This is a genomic window from Runella sp. R5_40 (assembly GCF_057652295.1).
Window position 1 is genome coordinate 26468 of sequence record NZ_JBYFCH010000037.1, and the last position, 23469, is coordinate 49936.

Genomic DNA, 23469 nt, shown 5'->3' on the forward strand with positions numbered 1-23469 from the left:
AGCCATGAATATCATTCAAGCATCATTGAAATACAAGCAAATAACATTGTCGGTTTTGCTGATGTTGTTTGCCGTCGGGATACAGTCATTGTTGAACATGCCCCGCCGCGAAGACCCCAAAATCACCATTCGTTCGGGCTTGGTCATTGCCTATTTTCCAGGGGCGAATTCTGCCCAAGTGGAAGACCAAGTGACCAAGAAACTCGAACAGTATTTGTTTCAATACGAAGAAGTTAACAAAGCCAAAACGTACTCTACCACCAAAGACGGCGTGGTGGTTATCAACGTGGAATTGACAGAGCGTGTAAAACAACCAGATATTTTTTGGAGCAAATTGCGCAATCAGTTGTTGGTAGCCAAGCAACTCGACCTTCCCGAAGGTGTTCGAGGCCCGTTGGTCAACTCTGACTTTGGCGATACCGAAGCCATGGTGATTGCCTTGGAAAGTCCAACCGCAAGCCCAACGGAATTAAAGGAATACGCTCAAAAATTGGAAGATTACCTCCGCGCGATTCCTGCCACGTCAAAAGTGAAGCGCATTGGCGAACAGAAAGAAGAGATTGTTGTCTCGTCCAGCTCTGAAAAAATGTCGCAGTACGGCGTGAGTTTGCCGCAAGTAGTGAAGGTGCTGCAATCGCAAAATGCCATTAACCCAACGGGTGACATTAAAACGGACAACAGCAAAACACCTTTATATACGAATGGGTATTTTACCACCGAAAACGACCTCGCCAATCAAATTGTAGGAACGTCGCAATCGGGGTCGCTGGTAAAATTGGGGGATGTGGCTACGCTCAAACGCGACTATGCCGAACCGCAAAGTCTTATAACCGTCAATGGAAAACAAGCCATTTTGCTGACTGTGCAGATGCAAGAGGGAAACAACATCGTGAAGTTTGGCGAAGCCATTGACCAAAAAATTGAGCTTGCCAAACAAGTCATCCCTTCAAATGTTACCGTAACGACCATCGTTAACCAGCCTCATTTGGTACAAGAAAATATCTCGCACTTCATCAAAGAGTTTTTCTTGGCCATCGTTTCGGTGATTATCGTGGTGATTTTGTTGTTGCCGTTTCGCATTGCAGCGGTGGCTGCTACGGCCATCCCTGTGACTGTCGCGGTGACGTTTGCGCTTATGCACGCCCTTGGCATTGAACTCCATCAAGTATCGCTTGCGGCGTTGATTTTGGTGCTTGGAATGGTGGTGGACGATGCCATCGTCATTGCCGATAATTACGTCGAATTGCTTGACGAGGGCATCGACCGCTGGACCGCAGCGTGGCGAAGTGCCAACGATTTAGTAGTGCCTGTATTGGTAGCCACCGTGACAATCATCGCCTCCTTTATGCCCATGATTTTGCTTAACGGTAGCATCGGTGAGTTCATTTTTGCCTTGCCCATTACGGTTGCCATCGCCTTACTTTCATCGTTTGTGGTAGCGATGTTGTTGACGCCTTTGTTGTGTTATGTTTTTATCAAAAAAGGCTTACATCAGCACGAAGAAAATGCGCCTGCCAAACGCAAATCGTTGTTGGATTACATGCAAGATGGCTACAATCGGTTGTTGGATGTGTGCGTAAAATTTCCTAAAACAACGATTGCGGTGAGTTTCTTGTCAATTGCGCTGGCGGGAGTTTTGTTTGCTAAAGGGGTTCGTCAATTGTTTTTTCCTGCTGCTGAGCGAAATCAATTTGTCATCGAACTTTGGATGCCGACGGGGACCAAGCTAGATAAAACCAATCAAGCGATTTTGAAGGCAGAGGCGTTGATTAAAAACGACAAACGAGTGACCACCTATGCGACGTTTACGGGAACGGCGGCTCCACGGTTTTACTATAATTTCTCTCCTGAGTTTCCGACGACTAACTATGCCCAAATTTTGGTCAACACAACCACCGATAAAACGGCGGAAGAATTGACGGAAGAGCTGCGCCAACAAGTGGATGCAACGATTCCCGAAGGAACAACTTTCGTTAAATTGATGCAGCAAGGTTCGCCCTTGAAAGCGCCCGTGGAGGTGCGAATCGTGGGGGATGACATGAGTCGGTTGAAGGAAATAGGGGGGCAGGTCGAGGCCATTCTCAAACAAGCCAACGGAAGTAAGTACGTACGAAAAGATTTTGCGGAAGATTATTATGGAATCGGCATAAACCTCAAGCCAGAAGCAAGTCGGCTAGGTTTTACCACCACCAGCGTTTCACAAACGGTATATACGGGTTTTAGTGGGGCGGCCATTTCGACCATGTACGAAGGAAATAACCCCGTAAGCATTGTGTTTCGATTGGACGATATCAAACGGCAAAACACCGACGACCTCCAAAAGGTCTATTTAAAATCGCCGATAACGGGCGTAAACGTGCCGCTCCGTCAAATCGCCGACATTGTTCCTCAGTGGCAAACGGGCAAAATTATGCACCGAAATGGCGTGCGTACCCTCACCATTCAGTCGGAAGTAGTGGAAAATGTATTGCCCGCCGAATTGCTGAAACAAGTACAACCCGAAATCGCAAAAATAGCACTCCCCAATGGCTATCATATTGAGTACGGGGGCGAGCAAGGAAACAAAGTAGAAACCTTGAGCCAAATGGTGACAGCGCTGGCAGTAAGCTTGGTGGCTATATTTTTCATCTTATTGTTCCAATTCAAAAACCTCAAGGAAACCACCATTGTGATGTTGACGATTCCATTGAGCTTGTTTGGGGCGATTTTAGGTCTTTACGTAACTGGAAACAACTTCAGCTTTACGGCCTTTGTGGGGTTGATTGCCCTTTCGGGAATTGTGGTTCGGAACGCCATTATTTTGGTGGATTATACCAATGAACTTCGCAAACACGGCATGGACATCCGAACGGCGGCCATCGAAAGTGGCAAGCGACGTTTGCGCCCTATTTTCCTAACGGCCATGGCGGCGGCGATTGGGGTGTTGCCCATGATTATTTCCAAATCTCCCATGTGGGCGCCGTTGGCAAGTGTGTTGGCCTTTGGTGTGGTTTGGAGCATGATTATGGCGCTTTTGACCGTCCCTATTCTGTACATTGGTTGGATCAAAGAGAAGAATTAACATCGAAATGAAATGCGCATGAAAACGTTCAATAAAACCATCCCCGTAGTGCTTTTGGTGCTTTTTGGGGGAACAGTCCTAGCCCAATCGACGACGTATTCGTTGGGTCAGCTTACAGACATTGCACTTAAAAACAACCATATTTTGGCCATCAAACAACTACAAATCGAAGAACGACAAGCCAAAATCAAAGAAGACGAAGTCAAGCGTTTGCCTGTGGTCAACGTTAATGGTTCTTACCAGTATAATTTTAATTTGGCCGAAATCACCATCCCCGCAGGAACCATCGGTGTGATTCCGTTGAGTGCGACTAACCAAGTGCCCTTGCCGAATGTCGATAAAACGTTTACTGTTGGTAAAAACAACATGTACAACGCAGGGGTCACGGCTTACCAGCCTCTTTCGCAACAAGCCAAAATCAAAACAGGAGTAGAAGCCAGTAAGTTGGAGGTGAATTTGACCGAAAAAGAAAAACAGAAAATAACGCTCCAAATCAAACATGGCATCGAGCAGTTGTATTTTGGGATTCTTATCAACCAAAAACAATTGGCGGAGGCACAAGCAAAATGGGAGTTGGCCAAGGCAAAATTGGAGGATGTTACGAACGCCCTTGAAGCTGGAAAAACGATTGGAGTGAACCGTGCGGGATTGCTGGCAAGCATTGCCGACGAAGAGCAAAACATCCTTAAACTTACCTACCAAATCCAAAACTATACATCGGATTTGGCCAAGTTGACGGGAATCAATGATGACAATTTTGAAGTGGAAAGCCAAGTGCCCGTTCTCCCTGAATTACCTGCGTATGCAACGTTGGCGGGGGAGGTCTCGTCAAACCCAGACCTTCAAATGGCTCAATTGACCAAAAACAAGGCCGAATTGGGCATCAAAGCGGCTAAACTAAGCGATCGTCCTGACGTAGGTTTGGTGGCGGGGTATGTTTTCCAAAGTGGGAATCCGATTAGCCCCATGAACAACTCCTTTGTTGGATTGAACCTGAAATGGAATTTGCAGGATTTGTACACCAACAAACAGGTAGCAAAACAACGTTCATTTCAATTAAAACAAGCCCAAGAAAACATCCTAAATACCCAGCAACAATTGACGTACGACTTGGAAAAAGCGTACCGCAAAACGGTTCAAAGCAAATCGTTGATTGGGGTAGCCGAAAAAGCGTTGAATTACCGTCGCGAAGAATTGAAGCTTCAAGAAGACAAACAATCGGTAGGGATGAACCTCAAAACCGATTTGCTGACAACCAAAGCGCTCATTGCCAAAGCGGAAGCCGATGTATATGCTGCCCAGTTGGCGTATATCTTGTCGGTGTCAGAAGTGAAGCAGTTGATTGGGCAATAAACCCAGCATCTCTCTTATTTTAGCAAGAAAAAATAGGATTAATTGAATAGGAACGCACGCCTTTCACTAATTTTGGTTGAAATAACAAGAATGAGTGAAAGGCGTGAACGGGAATTTTATTGGATTGTTTTTTGACGCTTCGGAAGAGCTGCTTCAAAACTTACTTTCATTGACCCACGAAAGTAAAAATTGGCTGTATGTATGCGATGAACGGCCCGTGTCGGTCGTAAAAGATGGGTTTAGGCAACGCCAATTGGACATTGACCAAGGGAGTTTTATCAATTCATCCGACGTAAAATTACGGGAGCAAGTCATTCGGGCTAAGCAAGTTGTCGAAGAGCTTGAAAACCAGTGGACGAGCAGCACGGTGCCTTCCATACTCTTTTTAGAAATGTCGTGGGCCATTCGGACGCCTTCGGGCTCGGTGTATTTGCGCGATATTTTGGTATATCTACAACAACTCATTGGCCGAAAATCACTGACAATTTATTGTTTATACAACCGCAGTTTGCTGCTCGACGAACACTTGCTGTTAGGTTTGTACGCCCATCCTTTTTTGTATTCTCACGACCATTTACAGGCTAATCCGTATTATTTGCCGAGTCAAGTCCTTCGTCGAATTACCCCAAAACTGCAATTTGAAGCGTGGTATGAGCGTATTTTTCCCGAAAAAGAACCTAAAACGGTACAATCTAAGGGGATTTCAACCGAGGCAGAAGTAGAAAAAATAACGTACGCAGTTCAGAATCCTTTGACAACATTTAACGCCAAAACGGACGAAGGACGCTGGAAAGTGCGGTGTTTGGGGGAATTAAAAGTCTATCGCGAAAACGGGGAGCTTATCGATTGGTCTTCCAAAGGGGGAGCAACCAAGAAACTGAAAGCCTTATTTTCATACTTACTTTTAAAAGGAGAAAAAGGCGCAACGCTGGAAGAATTGGCAGATTTGCTTTGGAAAGATGAGGCGGATACAACCCAAACGCTCAATCGACTTTACCATTGTATTCGGTATTTACGGGTGGCATTGGGTGGTAGCGATGTGTCGCAAAAAGACTCTCCGTTTATAGTCTATCAGCATAGTCATTATTATTTGGCGCTGCCCTACGATAGTTGGATTGACCTTCCGATGTTCGAAGAATTGTGTTTTAAAGGGAGTCAAGAACTAAAAGTAGCTAATTTAGAACAAGGATTAATCTGCTACGAATCAGCCGAACGCTTGTATCGGGGCGATTTGTTCAGCGATATTCCAATGAAATACGTCGAAAACAACGACAACGATTGGTGCTGGAGTCGCCGATTTTGGTACCGCGAAATGTACCATAAGTTGTTGTACAGTTTGGCGTCGGTGCATCGGCAATTGGGCAATCCCAACGAAGCCATCAAATACGCCGATAAAGCCCTGGCCGAAGACCCCTGCTTGGAAATGGCCCACCAAGAAAAAATCAAAGCACTTGCGGTAGTAAGGCGCATCGACGCCATTCATCGACAGTATCGGGTGTACTGCGAATCGTTGAAAAAATTCAACATGGGAATGCCTTCAGAAGCCATGCGAAGCCTTTATTTGAATATTTCAAAAATAAATTGAAATACTTCAACAAAAACCAAAGAAAAACCAAAGAATCGCTTCTTACCTTCGTTTCATCATTCAAGCAAATGCATCCCTTAATCGCAAATTCGACCGCTACATCATGGATATTTCGGCTTGCCCTTATCATTCTAAGTTATCGAAAGAGTTTAAACCTTTCGACCTGACCAACCCCTTTCCCGTTTACAAAAAAGCGCGGGAAGAAGAACCCATTTTTTTTAGCGAAGAGTTGGGTTATTGGGTAGTAACTCGCTATGCCGACATCAAAGAAATCTTTGGAAACTGGCAGGTTTTTACGTCTGAAAATGCGCAAACTCCCCCCAAACCCGTCCCTGATTCGGTGCGTAAAATCATGGTTGAAGGCGGTATCGTAGGGCTTTCGGGGCTTTCAGGGCGGATTCCGCCTGACCATACTCGTATTCGTCGGATTGTTACGATGGCGTTTACTCCTAAAAGACTTCGGAAGCTTGAACCAGACATTCGGGCGTTGGCGATTGAAATGATTGAGAAGTTTGAGCAGAACAACCACGCTGAGCTGGTCAAAGAACTGGTGTATGATTTGCCTGCTTTTGTAATTTTTATGTTGCTAGGCGTTCCCAAAGAAGAAGTGACGCAGGTTAAAGCATGGGCGATTAGTCGCATGATGTTGACTTTCAGCGAAACGACCGAAGAAGAACAGCTTTTTCATGCCAATCAAGTAGTTAAGTATTGGCAATATTGCAAAGACATGGTTACCCGCCGTAAGGAACAACTGGGCGACGATTTTCCAAGCGATTTGGTGCGTTTGCAGCAGGAAGGCTACGAAATCAGCGACCAAGAGATTGCGGCCATGTGCTATAATCAGCTTTTTGCAGGCCACGAAACTACCACTTCCTTGATGGGAAACGGTATTCGTGAATTGTTGAAATACCGCGAAAATTGGGAAAAATTGTGCGCCAATCCCGCGCTCATTCCTGGGGCAATTGAAGAAATTCTTCGCTTCAATCCCTCCGTGATAACGTGGCGACGCCGAGCTGCCGAAGAGGCAACGGTTGGGGGAGTAACCTTTCCAAAAGGGGCTAATTTGTTACTCATCATGGGCTCTGGCAACCGCGACGAAAGTGTATTTCCGAACGGAGAAACCTTGGATATTGAGCGTACGAATGCCAAAGAACATTTATCGTTTGGGAGCGGAATACACTATTGTTTAGGTGCTCCGTTGGCCAAATTAGAGTTTAAAATCGTACTGGAGGAGCTGACAAAACGCTTTCCGCAACTCCAACTCAAACCCAATCAGACATTTGAATTTGCTTTCAATACATCGTTCCGCGCACCCATTGCGCTGGAAGTTGAATGGTAAGTTAAAAGGACAATTCGCAAGTAAATGAAACATACCCTTTTCTTCAAGGACGCCACTCCCAACGACTACGTTTTGCTGGGTGGCAAAGGGGCGAGTTTAGCCAGTATGACCTGCGCCAACCTGCCCGTACCCATCGGTTTTTGTGTGACTACTCATGCCTATGAAGCCTTTTTGCATGATAGTGGGCACGGCGAAACTATTTTCCAAAAAGTAGCTTCGATTCCTTTTGAGAAAGTGTCCGAATTGGATGCTATTTCGGCCCAAATTCGCCAACTCATCATTGCGTCTGAGCTGCCTGCTGAGGTTGCCGAGAGCATCAGGCAGTCGTACCGAGCGTTGTGTGAACTATGTAACGCAAACGATGATTTGCCCGTGGCGGTTCGGTCGAGTGCTACGGCCGAAGACCTTCCCGATGCGAGTTTTGCGGGACAACAAGATACTTATTTGTGGGTAGTGGGAGAGGAGGCGGTTTTGGAACACGTTCGTAAATGTTGGGCAAGCTTGTTTACCTCTCGGGCCATCAACTACCGCCGTGACCAAAAAATCGTCGAAAACGAAGTGCTGATGAGTGTAGTGGTTCAGAAAATGGTGAATGCCCGTACCGCTGGCGTTGCCATGACGCTCAACCCCACCAATGGCGACCGCTCCACCATTGCCATCGACGCCGCTTGGGGCTTGGGTGAAGCCGTGGTGTCGGGAGAAGTGACGCCCGATAACTACTTGGTTGACAAAGTAATGATGCACATTGTGAAGGCCAATATCCAACACAAACACATCGAACACGTCCCTGATAAAGTGAGCCGAAAAGTGCTAACTCGTGAAGTCCCAGAGGACCGTGCCTCGCAGCCTTCGCTTACCGAATCAGAGGTAAAGGAAGTGTGCCGAATGGCTAAAATCATTGAAAAACACTACAAATGCCCGCAGGATATTGAGTGGGCCATTGATGCCGATTTGCCTGAAGGACAAAATTTTACGCTACTTCAAAGCCGTCCAGAAACGGTTTGGTCGCAGAAAAAAAACACCACTGCTCCTGCTTTCAAAATGGGCATGGAAGGCTTAGTAGGAAGCCTCATCAACCCTTTGGCAAGCAAAAAATAGAACGAGTAATGAATGACGAATTATTTGAATAACGAGTGACGAATTGTCATCATTCGTAATTCGTCACTCGGATCATTCCTCATTTAAAAAGTCCATTCTTAAACCACTTTAATCAATCAAACCAATGTCAGCAACCAAGTTCATTAGTCCCTACGACGATAAAGCACCAGCGGGTTCGGAAGGGTGGAGGGAGTTGTATCCCTACTACATGTTGTTTCACGACAACCTCAAAGAACGCGAAGAAGCCAAGTTTTTCTTTTGTGATTCTCAGCACTGGCCTAACGTTTTTAAACCTTTTGATGCCATTACGGTCGAATTTTTTGTTCGCTGTTTGGGGGCTTACAATACGCGTCAATGGCTGATTCCGCCTGCCAATGGTGTGGATTTTAAGATTCACAATGGCTATTGCTACATGAGTCCAGTAGGGGTGTCTCCCGAATTGATAGGCGACCGAGTGCCACAGTTTTTGGAGCGTGCGGGGCATTACTTTATGAATTGGAACGACTTGTTGGATAATTGGCATCAGAAAGTTCAACGAGTGATTAAAGACATGGAAACGCTCAAATTTGAGCCACTTCCCGACGTAATTTCCATCGAAGACGTAAAAGGGGGAGTAGGAACCGACCCAAGTTTGCAACTATCTCAAAATTACAATCGCCTTATTGAGCTGTGTTATGAAGTGTGTATGTACCACTTCGAGTTTTTGAACTTGGGTTATGCCGCATACTTAGACTTCTTTGGTTTTTGTAAAGAATCTTTCCCAAATATTCCTGATTTGGCCGTAGCAAAAATGGTGCAAGGGATTGAAGTGGATTTGTTCCGCCCCGACGAAGAGATTCGCAAATTAGCCAAGTTGGCCATCGAATTGAATGTATCGGCGGTGGTGTTAGAAAACGACGTCAATGATGCTTTGTCCGCACTTGCAACGAGCGAAAATGGGCAACAATGGTTGGCTGCTTGGGAGGCAGCAAAAAATCCGTGGTTTAATTTTACCTCTGGCAACGGGATGTATTCGTCAGACAAGTACTGGCGCGACCACCTTGATATTCCTTTTGGGTACTTAAAAACCTATACAGGTCGTTTGCTCAAAGGTGAGAACATCGACCGCCCTACCGAAGCCATTGCGGCAGAAAGAGAGCGCATCACCGAAGAATACCGCGATTTGCTCCCCAATGATGAAGCCATTGCGGCTTTTGAAGGGAAGTTAGGCTTGGCACGTTTGGTGTTTCCGTACGTTGAAAACCATAATTTTTACATTGAACACTGGTCGTTGGGCGTATTTTGGCGCAAAATGCGCGAGCTTAGTGCTATTTTCCAACAGGCGGGTTTTTGGAGCGATTTGGAGGATATTTTCTACTTCCGTCGGGAGGAAATATGGCAAATTATCTTCGACTATGGTAATGCGTGGGCGATTGGCGTGCCGTACATTGGCCCCGATTATTTGCCCCAAGAAATCGAACGCCGCAAGGGAATTTTGGCAGCGTTGGCGACAGCCCCTCCAAAACCAGCCTATAACGAACCTCCAGCGGTGATTACGGAGCCTTTCACGATTATGTTGTGGGGTATTACCACCGAAAGCGTTCAAAGTTGGCTAGGTGGAAGCGACGATACAAGCTCGCTCAAAGGCATGGCGGCGTCGCCAGGGGTAGTAGAAGGAAGAGCGCGGGTGATCACCTCAGCCGAAGACCTTGACCAACTCGTGGAAGGTGAAATCTTAGTCACCCGTGTGACGGCACCTAGTTGGGCTCCTGTTTTTGGGAAAATCAAAGCAACGGTGACTGATATTGGCGGAATGATGTCGCACGCAGCCATTGTGTGCCGTGAGTATGGACTGCCAGCCGTAACGGGGACGGGGTCGGCAAGTACGGCCATCAAAACGGGCGACTTAATCAAAGTAAATGGTTCAAGCGGCGAAGTGCTGATTGTAGAAGCAGCTTGATAGGAATGACGAATCATCGAATGACGAATGGGTGAATAAAAAATGGCCAATAGTAAGACATTTGCCCATTCGTTTTCAATACCTTTTGAAATTGTTATGACAAAATACGCTCTTATCTTCAAGGCTGCGGAAACGTATATGCGCGTTCGTAAAAACGACGTCCATATTCCGCTTTCGTTTGCGTATGCCCTCCGATTGTTGGAGTATTATCCCGACGCCGATGCCGATTTAGTGGCGGCGGGTATCATTCTTCACGACATCGGTTGGTATTCCATCGACGAAGATGATATTTTTAAAAAAGGGTTTCAGTCAGAAAACTTTATGCAAAGCGACGTTCGGTATCTGCACGAATCAGAGGGCGTACGCTTGTCGGAAGGAGTGCTAAAAGGACTGGGTTATGAGGAGGCATTTATAAAAAAAGTAGCTGAAATCATCGACGGACACGATACACGGAGTTTTGCCAAATCGTTGGAAGATAAAATCGTTCGGGATGCCGACAAGCTGTGGCGCTTTCACGTAGTGGGTGTGAGTGTAGCGGCTGATTGGTTTAAACTAACGCCCACGCTTTACGCCAATCGCCTCGAACGCGACATCATTCCGCTGTTAGATTTGCCAGAATCGGTCGAAATGGCCCAAGCAGATTTAGCCGAAACCCGTAAAATGTTGCTTTGCGAGATACTTTAAACATATGAATCACTTCATCAATAATAATGACCACGTTCCTGACTCTGGGCAGTACATTGAGGTTTTAAACCCATGTACCGCCGAGGTCGTGGGAAGGTGCGCCCGAGGGAATGGGTTGGACGTGAATTTTGCGTTAGAAAGTGCCCAAAAAGCATTTCGACAATGGAAAAAACAACCGACGGCCCAGCGGGTCAAATTACAACATGCGGTGGCCCAACTGATGCGTAAAAATGCCACGGAACTTGGTGGTATTTTAGCCAACGAACTTGGGCGACCCATAGCAGGTTGTATTCATGAAATAGGCCGTAGTGCCGACCTGCTGGATTTTTATGCCGAAGAAGCCTTACGTCTCAAAGGAGAAATTCCGCTTCATAATTTGGAAGGAGAAAAGGCACTGGTCGTACGTGAACCCATTGGCGTAGTGGTGTCTATAACGCCCTTTAACTATCCAATTACGCTCCTTTGTATGAAAATTGGGGCAGCGCTGCCTGTGGGTTGTACGGTAGTGGCCAAACCTTCCGAGGATACCCCTCTTTCCACCTTGCGACTTGCGGAGTTGTTTAAAGAGGCGGGTTATCCAGAAGGCGTATTGAACGTCATTACGGGCTATGGCCACGAAATTGGGAATGCTTTGATTGAACATCCTATTACGTCAAAAGTCGCTTTTACGGGCGGAACTGCAACGGGAAAACGAATAGGGGCATTAGCGGCAAGCCTCAACAAACGAATTACGCTCGAACTCGGTGGGCAGTCGCCCGTGATTGTCTGCGAAGATGCCGATTTGGCGATAGCTTGCCCTGCCATTGTCAAACACGCTTTTGCCAACAGCGGACAATTTTGTTACCGAGTGAATCGGATGTATGTTCATGCAACCATTTATGAGCAGTTTGTTGAACAAATAGTAAAATTGACCCAAAAAATCAAGGTTGGATTTCCTTTTGATGGCGTGGACATGGGACCCTTGGTGAACCAAAAAATTTACCAAAACAGCGAACTTCAAGTTGCAGATGCGCTTAACAAAGGAGCTACCGTACGAACAGGTGGAAAACGCCTGACGGGAGAAATGTACGACCGAGGTTGGTTTTTCCCTCCCACGGTTATAGCAGATGCTAACCATGGCATGAAAATTATGACCGAAGAAACCTTTGGTCCCGTGGTCGGTGTCATGAAATTTTCGACCATCGACGAAGCTATTTCGCTCGCCAATGATTCTGACTATGGATTAGCCGCTTATGTTTTTTCCCAACAATTGGGAACAGGATTACGCATAGCAGAGGAGTTGGAAGCAGGTTCGGTGTGGGTTAATAACATTCACCGTTCGTACCAAGATGTTCCTTTTGGAGGAGTAAAACAAAGCGGTGTTGGTCGCGAAAAAGGACATTACGGTTTGGAAGCTTACACGGAGTTAAAAACGATTTATCTTAATTATTAGCAACGTGCCTGTCGTGTCGAGGGTTTCGTGCCATGCGGAGGGTTTCTCAAAACCCGACTCTGACTGCGACGTGTGTTGTGTATGTAAAGAATCCGTGTCCCGTGCGGAGGGTTTCTCAAAACCCGACCCTGATTGCGACGTATGGTGTGTGTAGAGAATCCGTGTCCCGTGCGGAGGGTTTCTCAAAACCCGACCTTGATTGCGACGCTCGGGTTTTGAGAAACCCTTCACACACACAAGAACCATTAAAATAAACCAAAAATGAGTGATTTGTTAGGCCAATACAGTACGTTATGGCAAGCAGCTAAGCCTCACCTCAACGTTCGTTCAAACGATGTTCATACGTTGGTAGCGATGACTTTTGCCAAACAACTGCTTGATTATTACCCAGAAGCAGAGGCAGAAATCGTCCTGCCTGCCATTTTGCTACACGATACGGGTTGGTCAAAAGTCCCTCAGGACAAACTTTTATTAGCATTTGGTCCAGGAGCAAAATACCCCGAAATCCAACGACTTCACGAAGTGGAAGGGGTAAAAGTAGCCAAAGAAATAATGATGGAGGCAGGGTTTGATACAACTCGCATCGAAGCAGTTGCTCAAATCATAGATGGGCATGATACCACGTCTGTAGCCCGCTCATTGAACGACGCCGTGATGAAAGATGCCGACAAATTGTGGCGTTACTCATCGGGCGGGATTACCATCATTCAAGGGTGGTTTGGCATTACGCGAGCGGAAGTTCACGAGATTTTACAAAACTACGTCTTCCCGACTTTGCTGACCGATTTTGGGAAACGCATGGCCAAGTCCATGCTAGATGCAGAACGCATAGAATTAGCCTTTAAAGAAGGTGAATTGTAAAACCCAGAGCCATTAAAAAGAAATTAGCATGAAAGAGAAAGTAGTCATTATTACAGGAGCCGCAGGAGGATTAGGACGTGCTTTCGCGTTGGGATTTGCCAGTGCTGGGGCAAAAGTAGCTGTCTGTGACTTGAATCTTGCAGGAGCCGAAGAAACGGCGGCCATGGTGGGAGAAGATGCCTTGGCGCTGAAAGTGGACGTAGCCGATGAAGCCTCAACGGAACAAATGGCTCGTACGGTCATAGAAAAATGGGGGAGAATAGATGTGTTGGTCAACAACGCCGCGATTTATGCCACCATTCAACGAAAGCCATTCTATGAAATTACCGTCGCTGAGTGGGACTTGGTCATGAATGTAAACCTAAAAGGGGCGTGGTTGTGTACCAAAGCCGTTGCAAAGCACATGATTCAGGAGCATCGGGCAAGTACGGCCAATAGCGAAATGAGTACGGGTAAAATAATCAATATTTCATCGGCAACGGTCATGAGTGGTTCGCCCATGTGGTCACATTATGTGGCCTCCAAAGGGGGCGTGATTGGGTTAACGCGGTCGATGGCCAAAGAATTAGGCGAGTTTAACATCACCGTCAACGCGATTGCTCCAGGATTTACGTTGACCGATGCTAGTTTAAATTTGATTGAAAATGCGCAGAAATACGGCGTGGAACGTGGCGCAATTAAACGTTCTTCTACGGCCGAGGATATTGTAGGGACAGCCCTTTACCTCGCCTCGTCGGCCTCTGATTTTGTCACGGGCCAAACCATTGTGGTGGACGGAGGGAAACAGTTCCTTTAGATTAAAACGATTATACGATTTACGATTAATTCGATTATTTTAGTAGTCTTATTTATTAATCAAATTAATTAAATCGCATGAAAGCTGACGAATTTAAAGCAAGAACCCAAAAGCTAGCTCTTCGGATTGGACGATTAGCTGACGCCCTTCCTTCGAGTAGGAGTGCAGATATTTATGGTAAACAACTCATTCGCTCATCCTCGTCAGTAGGAGCAAATTATCGAGCTGTTTGTAGGGCAAAATCGCTGGCAGACATGATAAATAAGCTTAAAATTGTTGAAGAAGAAGCAGATGAAACACTCTACTGGCTCGAACTTGTAACTGAATCAAACTTAGTGCCGCGAGAAAGGATAGCTGACTTGATGCGAGAGACTAATGAAATACTATCCATGGTTGTAGCATCGTTGCGCACCCTTCGAAAGAAAAAAAGCAAAGGTACCGACTAACAAAAGATAATAATTTTGAACTTAACTATAATTGATTTTCGCAAAATCGAAATAATCGCAAGTCGAAATAATCGTAAATCAAATTAATCCCTATGCCTCACATTACTTACATTGAACCGAACGGAACGGCAAAGACGTATGATTTGCCCTTGGGAGCTAGCCTTATGGAAGGCGCTGTACAAAATGGTGTAAACGGTATCGTCGCCGAATGTGGCGGCTCCTGCATGTGTGCCACTTGCCATATCTATGTCGATGATGCGTTTTTGAGCCAATTGCCTGAAATGGAGGAAGAAGAAAACGAAATGCTAGATAGCGCTACGGCCGAGCGACGGCCGAATAGTCGCTTGGGATGTCAAGTGCGGGCAACCCCAAAAGTAGATGGCTTGATTGTTCGTATTCCTTCAGTACAATAGCGTTTTTAACATGAAAAAAGTGGTTATCATCGGAGCAGGGCATGGAGGTGTCCAAGCGGCTACTTCTTTGCGCGAAATGGGCTTTGAAGGAACGATACAATTGATTGCCGATGAAGCGCATTTGCCGTATCAGAAACCTCCATTGTCAAAAGGTTTTCTTAATGGTAAACAAACCGTTGAGAACCTACTATTTCGGAATGCCAATTACTACGCCGAACATCACATTGAGGTAATTGTTGGGGAAAAAATAGAAGCAATTCAGCTTCATAACCAGACCGTAACCTCATCAACTGGACATACATTTGAGTACGACTATTTGATACTTGCCACGGGTGCTCGTAATCGGGAACTTCCGAAGGCTATTGCCTCCAATGCGCTGTATTTAAGAAGTATGAGCGATGCTCAACAACTGAAATTAGCCCTTGATGTTGTAGAAAGTGTAGCCGTAGTAGGTGGTGGTTTTATCGGATTAGAAGTAGCTGCTAGTGCTGCTGAAGCTGGTAAGCAGGTGACAGTTTTGGAGGTGCAAAATCGACTTATGGCACGCGTATTGCCGCCCGTTTTGTCGGAAGTGTTTCTCAAAAAGCACCAAGAAATGGGCGTAAATGTACAGTTAAATGCCACTGTTTCGGCGGAAGCATTGGCTGAGTTTGATTTGGTCGTCGTGGGGATTGGGGTTGTTCCAAACCAAGAACTTGCCCAGGAGGCAGGTATTGAGTGTCAAAATGGGGTTTTGGTCAATGAGTATCAACAAACTTCCGTTTCCAACGTCTATGCCATTGGCGACTGTGCGAGTCATTACAACCGTTTCGCAGGAAAACAGTGTCGTTTGGAGTCGGTGCAAAATGCAGTGGATCAAGCCAAAATAGCGGCAGCGCATATTTGTGAAAAGACGCAGCCGTATGATGCCGTACCGTGGTTTTGGACCAATCAGTTTGACCTTAAATTGCAAATGGCAGGCATCAATTCGGACTACGATTCGTACGCCTTTCGAGGAGATTTAGTGGCTAATAAGTTTTCTATTTTTTACTTTAAAGAAAATAAACTGGTGGCGGTAGATTCTCTAAATCGCCCTGCTGATCACTTGGCAGCTCGCAAATTGATTCAAGCGGGTATCACTCCCACCAAGGAACAAGTGGAAGACGCAACCCTCAAATTGATAACATCCTGATTGATAACCAACCCCTCACAATCCGCGCGCATCTGCGTTTTTATTCTTTAGCGAGTTCGGCGGGGGAACCGTTAAAAAGCAATGTGTCCTTATTTTTTAGCAGTATCCCCAAAAACCAAAATCACCGAAATCAAACTAGCAACAACCGCTCCAATCGCCAATGGTAAAACGCCGTTGGTCAACTGACTACTAATGACGGCTCCAATTCCTGAACCAATAAAAAAGAAGATAGTGCCGTCAACTGCGGCTGCCAAACCTGCATTTTCACCCATAAACTCTAGGGCTAACGCCCCACTATTGGGGTCACCAGCGGTAGTGAACGCCATCAATAGCGCTATCATCACAAAGAGATAGACCATCGGTGGAGGATTTCCCAACAACAGCACACCCCCAAGCAACACCGATGCTGTCGCTAATTTCCACGAATAATAACTTAAAATCACCGCCCCGAGCGACGGCGCAATGACGGGCGTGAATAAAAACAAGGTTAGCACTAGAGACATGACTCTGGCCATTTCGTCGCCCGCATATCGGTCGCGAACAGAAGCGATAGAAGTCATAAATACTGCCGCGGCTCCCATGCCTGAAATAAACCGAAAGAAAAACATCCAATTCAAACTGGGCGCATAGACCGTGGCGAATCCGCTCACAATGTAGAGGATAATTCCAAACCGTAGGATAGGCAATCTTCCCATTTTGTCGGTGAGGTAGCCAAATACAATTTGCATAATTTGCCCCATAAAGAAAAAAGTAACCAACCTGTCGGTTTGGGCAACGTCGTTTCCGACGGCAAAATGGCGTCGAACTTCCGCAAAGGCTGGTAGCATAATATCAATACCCAATTACTTCCATCATTTCTTACCATTTGGTAATTGCAGTGATTTTGGGCATCCCTACTTTTGCCTAAAACAAAAGTAATCGCCATGAAAAAAGTATTAGTCACTGGAATAACAGGTTTCTTAGGGTCGCATACGGCCATTCAACTACTCGAAAAAGGCTACGAAGTCGTAGGGACGCTCCGTAGCCTCCAACGTGCCGACGCCATCAAAGCTGTCATTGGTCAGCACACTGCCAATACCCATTTACTGAGTTTTGCGGAAGCGGATTTGAGTAACGAAAAAGTGTGGATGCTACTTACCAAAGGAATGGATTACGTACAACACATTGCATCACCGTTTCCAAGAGAGTTACCCAAAAACGATGAGGAACTAATAGAGCCTGCTAAAAACGGTGTTCTCAATATTCTGAAAGCTGCCTCAAAAAACGGTGTTAAACGAGTTGTGTTAACGTCCTCTTCTTCAGCTATTTTGTATGGAAGAGCAAAAAATGACAAAAACGTTGTTCTTGACGAAAATACATGGACAGACGTCTCCAATTTGGCAGATACCACTCCTTATTTCCGAAGTAAAACCATTGCAGAAAAGGCCGCGTGGGAGTACATAAAAACCGACAAATCGGGCTTAGAACTTACGACGGTTCTTCCTGGGGCAATTTTAGGCCCTGTGTTAGAAGAAGACTTTGGAACTTCTGCAAACATTGTCATCAAAGCATTGGACGGAACCATGCCAGCTTTACCTGCTATTGGTTTCGATATGGTGGACGTGCGTTCGGTCGCTGAGTTACTGATTTTAGCCATGGAAAAACCCCAAGCGGCTCATCAACGTTACGCGGGTTCAGCAGGATTTATTTCGTTCAAAGAAGTGGCTCAGCTTTTAAAAACTGCCTATCCTCGTCGAAGGATTCCTTCGTTTCTATTACCCAATTTTGTGGTGCAACTTTTTTCACTGTTTGACAAAACCCTCCAGCCCATTTTAGTAGATTTAGGCGTCGAACGAAAAATCAATAATTCAAAAGCAATCAACGAACTTGGATGGCGCCCCCGCACTAACCGAGAAGCTGTACTTGCCTGCGCTGAAAGTGTTTTAAAACTTGGGATAGTCCAATAGAATAGTATGAATAAACTCAAGTCAGCCCTTCAATTTGGTGGAATTCTGGGCGATGATAGCATCCAGCAAGTGCTCAACCACGTCCACTTAAAAACCCTCAAAACAGGAGAATATTTTCTCGAATTCGGAGCCGTTGCGCACGAAATTATGTTTGTGGATGAGGGTATTTTACGTAGTTATGATACTGGAAATCAGGGCGAAGAAATTACTAAGTATTTTGTTCGCCCTAATCAATTTTATGCCGACTTGGAGAGCTTCTACAATTTAACTCCTTGTGAAAATGCCATTCAAGCAGTGACACCTGCGAAAGTTTTGGTAATCAGACGCAAAAACTGGGAAATATTTAATGAGACCATTCCTAATTTTTATATTTTTACCAAAACCATTATTGAAGCCACATTTCTTACCAAAATCAAAGACAATGACTTCCTGAACTATGGCACGGCTATGGACAAATACCTTGAGTTACAAAAACGTTATCCCGAAATTTTGCTCCAAGTTCCACAACAATACGTCGCTTCTTACCTCAAAATAACCCCGCAATCATTGAGCAGAATCCGCAAGGAGTTAGCTACTAAAGAACGCCCTTGAGTTGCTGCGTTGCTTTTTCTTTCGCTTCGAGGCTCAATTGACTTTCCCATTTTACAAAAAAAGGTTGTTCCAATTGGGCTTCGCGATAATTGTCAGGAATCAAAATGGGTACTCCGTGGATAATGGGATACAGTCGGTTACAAGTTGGGCAAGTCAGTAATCCTTCGTGAATAAGGTCTGGTTCTTTTTCGGTAAAAACTTGTAAATGAAGGTCGCTTTTATCAAATGGGCAACACAACTTAGAGAGAAAATGGGTTGTCATCGGTGGGTTGATTTAAAAGTGAATGGTAATTCAAAACAGCCTCGGCAGGACTTGACGTCCCCATAATGGCCGAAACCAAGGCGATTCCGTCGAAAGGCAACGAGTGCAAACGCGGTAAGGTCAATTCATTGATTCCCCCCGCTAAAAATACCTTTCCTTGGTAAAATTGACGGGTATTTTGGATGGTTTCGGAGGTGACTAACGCGCAACTCGTACTTGTTTTGGACGGAAAAACGGAGCAATAAGAAATATAATCAAGCGAATGCTGTTCGGCCCATTGTAATTCTTCAACGCAGTTAGAACAGGTCATTCCCCACAGTAAATCGGGGCGTTGTTTTTTTAAGGCGGGAAGTGTTTCATTGGGTTTGTCGAGGTGAATTCCCTCGAAACTCCTCCATTTTAGATACGCCAATCCTTCATTCAAAAACAAAGGTACGTGAGATGCTCGGGTCAATTCATGCACTTGCTGAATCACCGCAAGTGGAGCTGAAACACCCCGCCAGTTATGCCAAAGTTGAACCGCAAACAAACCGCCCCGTAGCGCTTGCTCAATTTTTTGGAGCAAAAGCGATGTGTTGAGGCTTGGGTCGGCAATTAGATAGATGCTTTTTTTCATTTCCAGCCTTTGTGATATGCCCCAAAAAATGCCGCCCAATACGGGTCTGTTTCAAAATAAGGCAAGGTTTGTCTTTGTTCATCTTCGATAATAGTACGTCCTTCAGAAGAGGCGACAAACTTACCAATTACGGTTGCTGGAAGTCCCTGCTCAACTAACGCTTGAACCACCGCTGTTTCGTGGGCTGGCCTTACCGAAAGTATCATAGAACCTGCCCCAATGCAATAGCGAGGGTCAAGTGCAAACAGCTCACAAACCGCCATTTCTACAGCAGTACGCGGAATTTTTTCATCGTTTACCTCCACGCCAAGCCCACTCGCTACCGACATTTCAAGCACCGCCCCCAGCACACCGCCTTCAGTGACGTCGTGCATGGCGTTGACAACCCGCTGTTTTTCATTGAGTTGTCGAACTACCTCCGCTTCTGTCAAAACTGAGGTTTGGTAAAACAAATCGCTGGCTTTCTGGGCTATTTCTGTGCCCAATCGCTGTTTGACCGTTTCGGGAAAAGACAAGGCCAAAATCGCCACCGACGACATGGCGCACTGTTTGGTCATCACAATCAAATCCCCCGCTTGCGCGTTGTTGGAGGTCAATATTTGATCTTTGGGAGCAATGGTAATCATCGTTCCACCGCCCGCAATCGTTGAATTTTGTCCTTCAATACTTCCCGTATGACCTCCCGTAATGGCCACCCCAATTTGCTGACTAAAGTGGTCGATGTGCTGCCAATATTCCCGAAACTGAGCGTCGGTGATGCTGGTTGGGAGGTTCAACACTGTTTGCAAATACTGGGGCGAAAAACTCGTGGTCGCGATGTCGTTGGCCATCAAATGCACCGATAGCCAAGCCGATTCTTGCAGTCCCAAGGTCGGGATAAGGCTGAGCGGGTCGCTCGTAAGTGCTATTGCTCGGCCGTCTAGCAAATCAATCAATGCCACGTCCACGCCAAAATTCGGCCCGACGAGCACTTCTTTTCGCCGAAAACCACTGTTGGGTAAAATGACTTGTTTGAAGTATTCTTCGTTGATTTTGCCCGCGTTTTCCATCACTACACATCGTTGAATTTGACAAATAAACCAAAGAAATCGCCGTACGGAACGTGCCATTCTTGCACAGGAAACCACTCAGGAAGCCCCGTTGCTTGCCATTCAATTGTATAGCTCCGTCCCTCCAGCGCCTCGTTGATTTTTTGGGTAAGCAGGGTAGGAGTGTAAAACGTTGCGGTAACGTAAAAGGGGTTTTTGCCAAAAGCTTCTTGCACTCGTCGGCGGACGACTTTGGGCGAATTGCGGTTCATCATGCCAAACGCAATGCCGTATTTGGCCACGCGCGCCGCTTCACGGATTACCTGCACGGGGTCGCGGTAGTATTCAAAAGTCGTGATAAATGCGAGGCAATCGAAGGTATGATTTTTGAACGGCATAAAATGGGAGTCGGCCCACACCAAATTTCCCCCAAAAAGATGAACTGCTTGCCCGAGCATAAAGGGAGAAATGTCGCCCCCAGCGGCTTCAATGCCGATTTCTTTCCACCAACGGGTGAAGCGCCCCGTGCCGCAGCCAAATTCGAGCAAGGTCTTGATGCGAGTATCGGAGGTGACAAACCGTCCCATGATTTTCTTCTGCCAAACTTCGGCACGTTTGTAACGGCCTTCGTACCAAAGTTCGTACGTGTCGGTGTGTTCGCGGTTAAAAAACCACTCTTTGCGGCCTTGCCAGTTGCGCAGTGGAGGATTGACAAGGCTTTTTTCGCTCAATTGAAGTTCTTCATTCATACGAGTTGGATTAAAAAATAAAACCTCATTTCTGCACCGAATGCTCGAAATGAGGTTTCAAAACCAGTATGAATACCCCTCTTACGATGGGGCTAGTTCTCCTACGTCTTTTGTCTCCTGCATTCCTCCGCTGGTCCTAACCAGTTCAGGTTCTCGGGTATCATCTCAGCTTTTTACAGCACCCCGTGCATGAAATATGAGCACAAAAGTAGGGAGGAATTTTAAAGTATCAACAGTTTGGCAAAAATAGTTGAACTACGCGCCCATCTCGTCGGCACTTGGGCCATAGACGCCTGGAATCGGAATGTCAAGCAAACGAAGATAGACGCCCAACTGCGCACGGTGGTGAATCATTTGGCCAAAAGTATGGCGAATGGTTTCGTACTTGCTGATGTCCATATATACCACATCGCCATTTTTTAACTGCCAACGCTCTTCAAGCATAACGTCCTCATGTTGGGCAAAGTGAGCTTTTGCTTCTGCCAAGTTTTTATCAAAATAGGCAACGAGTTCTTCACCGCCATTGCAATGATGTGGGTTGTAGGGGTTCTTGGCAAAATCTAATTCGTCTGTAGTGAAAGCCAATGTTATCCACGTTGGTAAATCCGCTACGTGTTCTCCTAACTCCTTCAAAGGCATACTTTTAGCGTGTGGTTTCCAGTCGCCTTTGTCGGCAGGAACAAGTGCCAACATTTTGCGAGTACCGATACTTTCATCTTCTAATTCGGCCAGTAATAAATTAAGTAATGTTTTCATGGTTGTTGTGTTTTTTTGGTAAACTTTCTTTTTGTTTTTTGAACAACACAAAGGTCGGGACAGCCTATGACAACCCTATGTCAGTAGCTTTTTTAGGGGCACAGTTTAAACTTTCGCCCTGTCTTCGCATCTAACCCGCAACACCTTCACCATTAAACAGTCTTTCAACCTCCATGAAAACTTTATCTATTATTTTGGGAATTTTCCTCGTTTTTGCCCTTGCTTGCCAGCCCACACAGCCCGCCGAGCCTACCCTTCGTCGCACCGAAGGGACATTGACCGTAGATGGCCGAAACCGCTTTTATTTAATCAATCTTCCTCCCAATTACGACCAATCCAACGACGTTCCACTGGTCATCGCCCTACACGGCGGTGGTGGGAGAGGTTCGCAAATGGAAAGTGATTATTTATTGACAGATAAAGCCAACGCGGCTCAATTTGCCATTGTCTATCCCGATGGCGTACAAAGCGACGGAATCTTGGGGGCACGCACCTGGAATGCAGGTACGTGCTGCGACTACGCCGTGGAGAAAAACATTGACGATGTAAAATTTATCGGTGTTCTGATTGATGAATTGATAAAAAAATACCCCAACATCAACCCAAAAAAAGTCTATGCCACGGGTATGTCAAACGGCGCCATGATGTGTTACCGCCTTGCGTGTGAGCTTTCCAACAAAATTGCCGCCATTGCTCCCGTCGCAGGAACATTGGCCACCACTACTACCTGCCAGCCAACGCGCCCCGTTCCGATTTTGCACATTCATTCCAAACTTGATGCCAAAGTTCCCTACGAAGGTGGCACGGGGATTTTTGGGTATTACTTCCCGCCCGTCGCCGACGGCCTTTCAGCTTGGGTAAAAAACGACGGTTGCGCTTCAACTAGCAAAACGGTCAACACTTTCCCCAATTATACGCTCACCAAATGGAGCAATTGCACCAACAGTACCATCGAGTTTTATTTTACCAACGACGGGGGGCATTCCTGGCCTGGGGGTGTTAAAAGTCGCGTCGCCGCCGATGACCCTTCCACTGCCATCAACGCCAACGATGTCATTTGGGAGTTCTTTCAACGTTACCAATTGCCGTGAGGGCAAGAGACAAAAGGCAAGAGACAAAAGGCAAGAGGCAAATAGGCAAGAGGCAAATTTGCCCTTGTGGGTCTAAAATTGAATCTCTATGTTAAGTAGCAGACCAAAAGTTTTGGGGTATTTGCATTAATGCAATTCATTGATTTTGAACGGATAACAATTAACGGGTAACGGTTAACCGCACGGATTTCTATGGTTTATGCAAGCGTGCGAGTATAATTTTTGTCATATTTTTGCTGGTGATGCACCACC

General features: G+C 46.0%; 22 protein-coding genes and 1 riboswitch. Of the genes, 16 read left to right on the forward strand and 6 right to left on the reverse strand.

Annotated features, from left to right (window positions below; translation table 11 throughout):
• Nucleotides 1-4 precede the first annotated feature (4 nt).
• The 13 genes from AC23N5_RS30215 (at nucleotide 5) to AC23N5_RS30275 (ending at nucleotide 16178) form a co-directional block, all read left to right on the forward strand.
• Nucleotides 5-3061, forward strand: coding sequence for an efflux RND transporter permease subunit (locus AC23N5_RS30215; RefSeq protein WP_487758378.1), 3057 nt, complete (start codon nucleotides 5-7; stop codon nucleotides 3059-3061).
• A gap of 18 nt (nucleotides 3062-3079) precedes the next feature.
• Nucleotides 3080-4414, forward strand: coding sequence for a TolC family protein (locus AC23N5_RS30220; RefSeq protein WP_487758379.1), 1335 nt, complete (start codon nucleotides 3080-3082; stop codon nucleotides 4412-4414).
• 103 nt (nucleotides 4415-4517) lie between these two features.
• Nucleotides 4518-5999 (forward strand): AfsR/SARP family transcriptional regulator, encoded by a 1482-nt coding sequence (locus AC23N5_RS30225; protein WP_487758380.1) that lies wholly within the window; start codon nucleotides 4518-4520, stop codon nucleotides 5997-5999.
• Nucleotides 6000-6102: 103 nt separating this feature from the next.
• Entirely contained in the window at nucleotides 6103-7338 is a 1236-nt protein-coding gene (locus tag AC23N5_RS30230) for a cytochrome P450 (RefSeq protein WP_487758381.1), read from the forward strand.
• A 24-nt stretch (nucleotides 7339-7362) separates the two neighbouring features.
• Entirely contained in the window at nucleotides 7363-8436 is a 1074-nt protein-coding gene (locus tag AC23N5_RS30235; protein ID WP_487758382.1) for a PEP/pyruvate-binding domain-containing protein, read from the forward strand.
• A 124-nt stretch (nucleotides 8437-8560) separates the two neighbouring features.
• Complete coding sequence (locus AC23N5_RS30240; protein ID WP_487758383.1) at nucleotides 8561-10375, forward strand: PEP-utilizing enzyme; 1815 nt, start codon at nucleotides 8561-8563, stop codon at nucleotides 10373-10375.
• A gap of 96 nt (nucleotides 10376-10471) precedes the next feature.
• Nucleotides 10472-11059 (forward strand): HD domain-containing protein, encoded by a 588-nt coding sequence (locus tag AC23N5_RS30245; protein WP_183980266.1) that lies wholly within the window; start codon nucleotides 10472-10474, stop codon nucleotides 11057-11059.
• A 4-nt stretch (nucleotides 11060-11063) separates the two neighbouring features.
• Nucleotides 11064-12491, forward strand: coding sequence for an aldehyde dehydrogenase family protein (locus AC23N5_RS30250; protein ID WP_487758384.1), 1428 nt, complete (start codon nucleotides 11064-11066; stop codon nucleotides 12489-12491).
• A gap of 261 nt (nucleotides 12492-12752) precedes the next feature.
• Nucleotides 12753-13352, forward strand: coding sequence for an HD domain-containing protein (locus AC23N5_RS30255; protein WP_487758385.1), 600 nt, complete (start codon nucleotides 12753-12755; stop codon nucleotides 13350-13352).
• A gap of 28 nt (nucleotides 13353-13380) precedes the next feature.
• Nucleotides 13381-14148 (forward strand): SDR family NAD(P)-dependent oxidoreductase, encoded by a 768-nt coding sequence (locus AC23N5_RS30260; RefSeq protein ID WP_487758386.1) that lies wholly within the window; start codon nucleotides 13381-13383, stop codon nucleotides 14146-14148.
• A gap of 77 nt (nucleotides 14149-14225) precedes the next feature.
• Nucleotides 14226-14594 (forward strand): four helix bundle protein, encoded by a 369-nt coding sequence (locus tag AC23N5_RS30265; RefSeq protein ID WP_487758387.1) that lies wholly within the window; start codon nucleotides 14226-14228, stop codon nucleotides 14592-14594.
• A gap of 92 nt (nucleotides 14595-14686) precedes the next feature.
• The gene (locus AC23N5_RS30270; protein WP_487758388.1) at nucleotides 14687-15007 is read left to right on the forward strand and encodes a 2Fe-2S iron-sulfur cluster-binding protein; all 321 of its coding nucleotides are present in this window, start codon (nucleotides 14687-14689) and stop codon (nucleotides 15005-15007) included.
• A gap of 10 nt (nucleotides 15008-15017) precedes the next feature.
• A complete protein-coding gene (locus tag AC23N5_RS30275) occupies nucleotides 15018-16178 on the forward strand; it encodes an NAD(P)/FAD-dependent oxidoreductase (RefSeq protein ID WP_487758389.1) in 1161 nt (386 codons plus the stop codon).
• Nucleotides 16179-16267: 89 nt separating this feature from the next.
• On the opposite strand, the gene AC23N5_RS30280 is transcribed toward AC23N5_RS30275, so the two are convergent.
• Nucleotides 16268-17005 (reverse strand): MFS transporter, encoded by a 738-nt coding sequence (locus AC23N5_RS30280; RefSeq protein ID WP_487758390.1) that lies wholly within the window; start codon nucleotides 17003-17005, stop codon nucleotides 16268-16270.
• Between the two features lie 96 nt (nucleotides 17006-17101).
• Between AC23N5_RS30280 and AC23N5_RS30285 the strand changes: the two genes are divergently transcribed.
• The gene (locus tag AC23N5_RS30285) at nucleotides 17102-18124 is read left to right on the forward strand and encodes an SDR family oxidoreductase (protein WP_487758391.1); all 1023 of its coding nucleotides are present in this window, start codon (nucleotides 17102-17104) and stop codon (nucleotides 18122-18124) included.
• A gap of 6 nt (nucleotides 18125-18130) precedes the next feature.
• Nucleotides 18131-18715 (forward strand): Crp/Fnr family transcriptional regulator, encoded by a 585-nt coding sequence (locus AC23N5_RS30290; RefSeq protein WP_487758392.1) that lies wholly within the window; start codon nucleotides 18131-18133, stop codon nucleotides 18713-18715.
• Here the strand turns inward: AC23N5_RS30290 and AC23N5_RS30295 are convergent.
• From AC23N5_RS30295 to AC23N5_RS30315, 5 genes are all read right to left on the reverse strand, one after another.
• Nucleotides 18699-18977: a Trm112 family protein gene (locus AC23N5_RS30295; protein ID WP_487758393.1), complete on the reverse strand. Its 279-nt coding sequence runs from the start codon at nucleotides 18975-18977 to the stop codon at nucleotides 18699-18701. The genes AC23N5_RS30290 and AC23N5_RS30295 overlap by 17 nt on opposite strands.
• Nucleotides 18955-19593 (reverse strand): thiamine phosphate synthase, encoded by a 639-nt coding sequence (locus AC23N5_RS30300; protein WP_487758394.1) that lies wholly within the window; start codon nucleotides 19591-19593, stop codon nucleotides 18955-18957. Before AC23N5_RS30300 ends, AC23N5_RS30295 begins: the two co-directional genes overlap by 23 nt.
• Entirely contained in the window at nucleotides 19590-20642 is a 1053-nt protein-coding gene (locus tag AC23N5_RS30305) for an AIR synthase family protein (RefSeq protein WP_487758395.1), read from the reverse strand. Before AC23N5_RS30305 ends, AC23N5_RS30300 begins: the two co-directional genes overlap by 4 nt.
• A 2-nt stretch (nucleotides 20643-20644) precedes the next feature.
• The gene (locus AC23N5_RS30310; RefSeq protein ID WP_487758396.1) at nucleotides 20645-21370 is read right to left on the reverse strand and encodes a class I SAM-dependent methyltransferase; all 726 of its coding nucleotides are present in this window, start codon (nucleotides 21368-21370) and stop codon (nucleotides 20645-20647) included.
• 105 nt (nucleotides 21371-21475) lie between these two features.
• Nucleotides 21476-21566: riboswitch (TPP riboswitch) on the reverse strand.
• A 59-nt stretch (nucleotides 21567-21625) separates the two neighbouring features.
• Nucleotides 21626-22126: a DinB family protein gene (locus AC23N5_RS30315; protein ID WP_487758397.1), complete on the reverse strand. Its 501-nt coding sequence runs from the start codon at nucleotides 22124-22126 to the stop codon at nucleotides 21626-21628.
• 173 nt (nucleotides 22127-22299) lie between these two features.
• Between AC23N5_RS30315 and AC23N5_RS30320 the strand changes: the two genes are divergently transcribed.
• A complete protein-coding gene (locus AC23N5_RS30320; RefSeq protein WP_487758398.1) occupies nucleotides 22300-23217 on the forward strand; it encodes a CE1 family esterase in 918 nt (305 codons plus the stop codon).
• The last annotated feature ends 252 nt before the right edge of the window (nucleotides 23218-23469 follow it).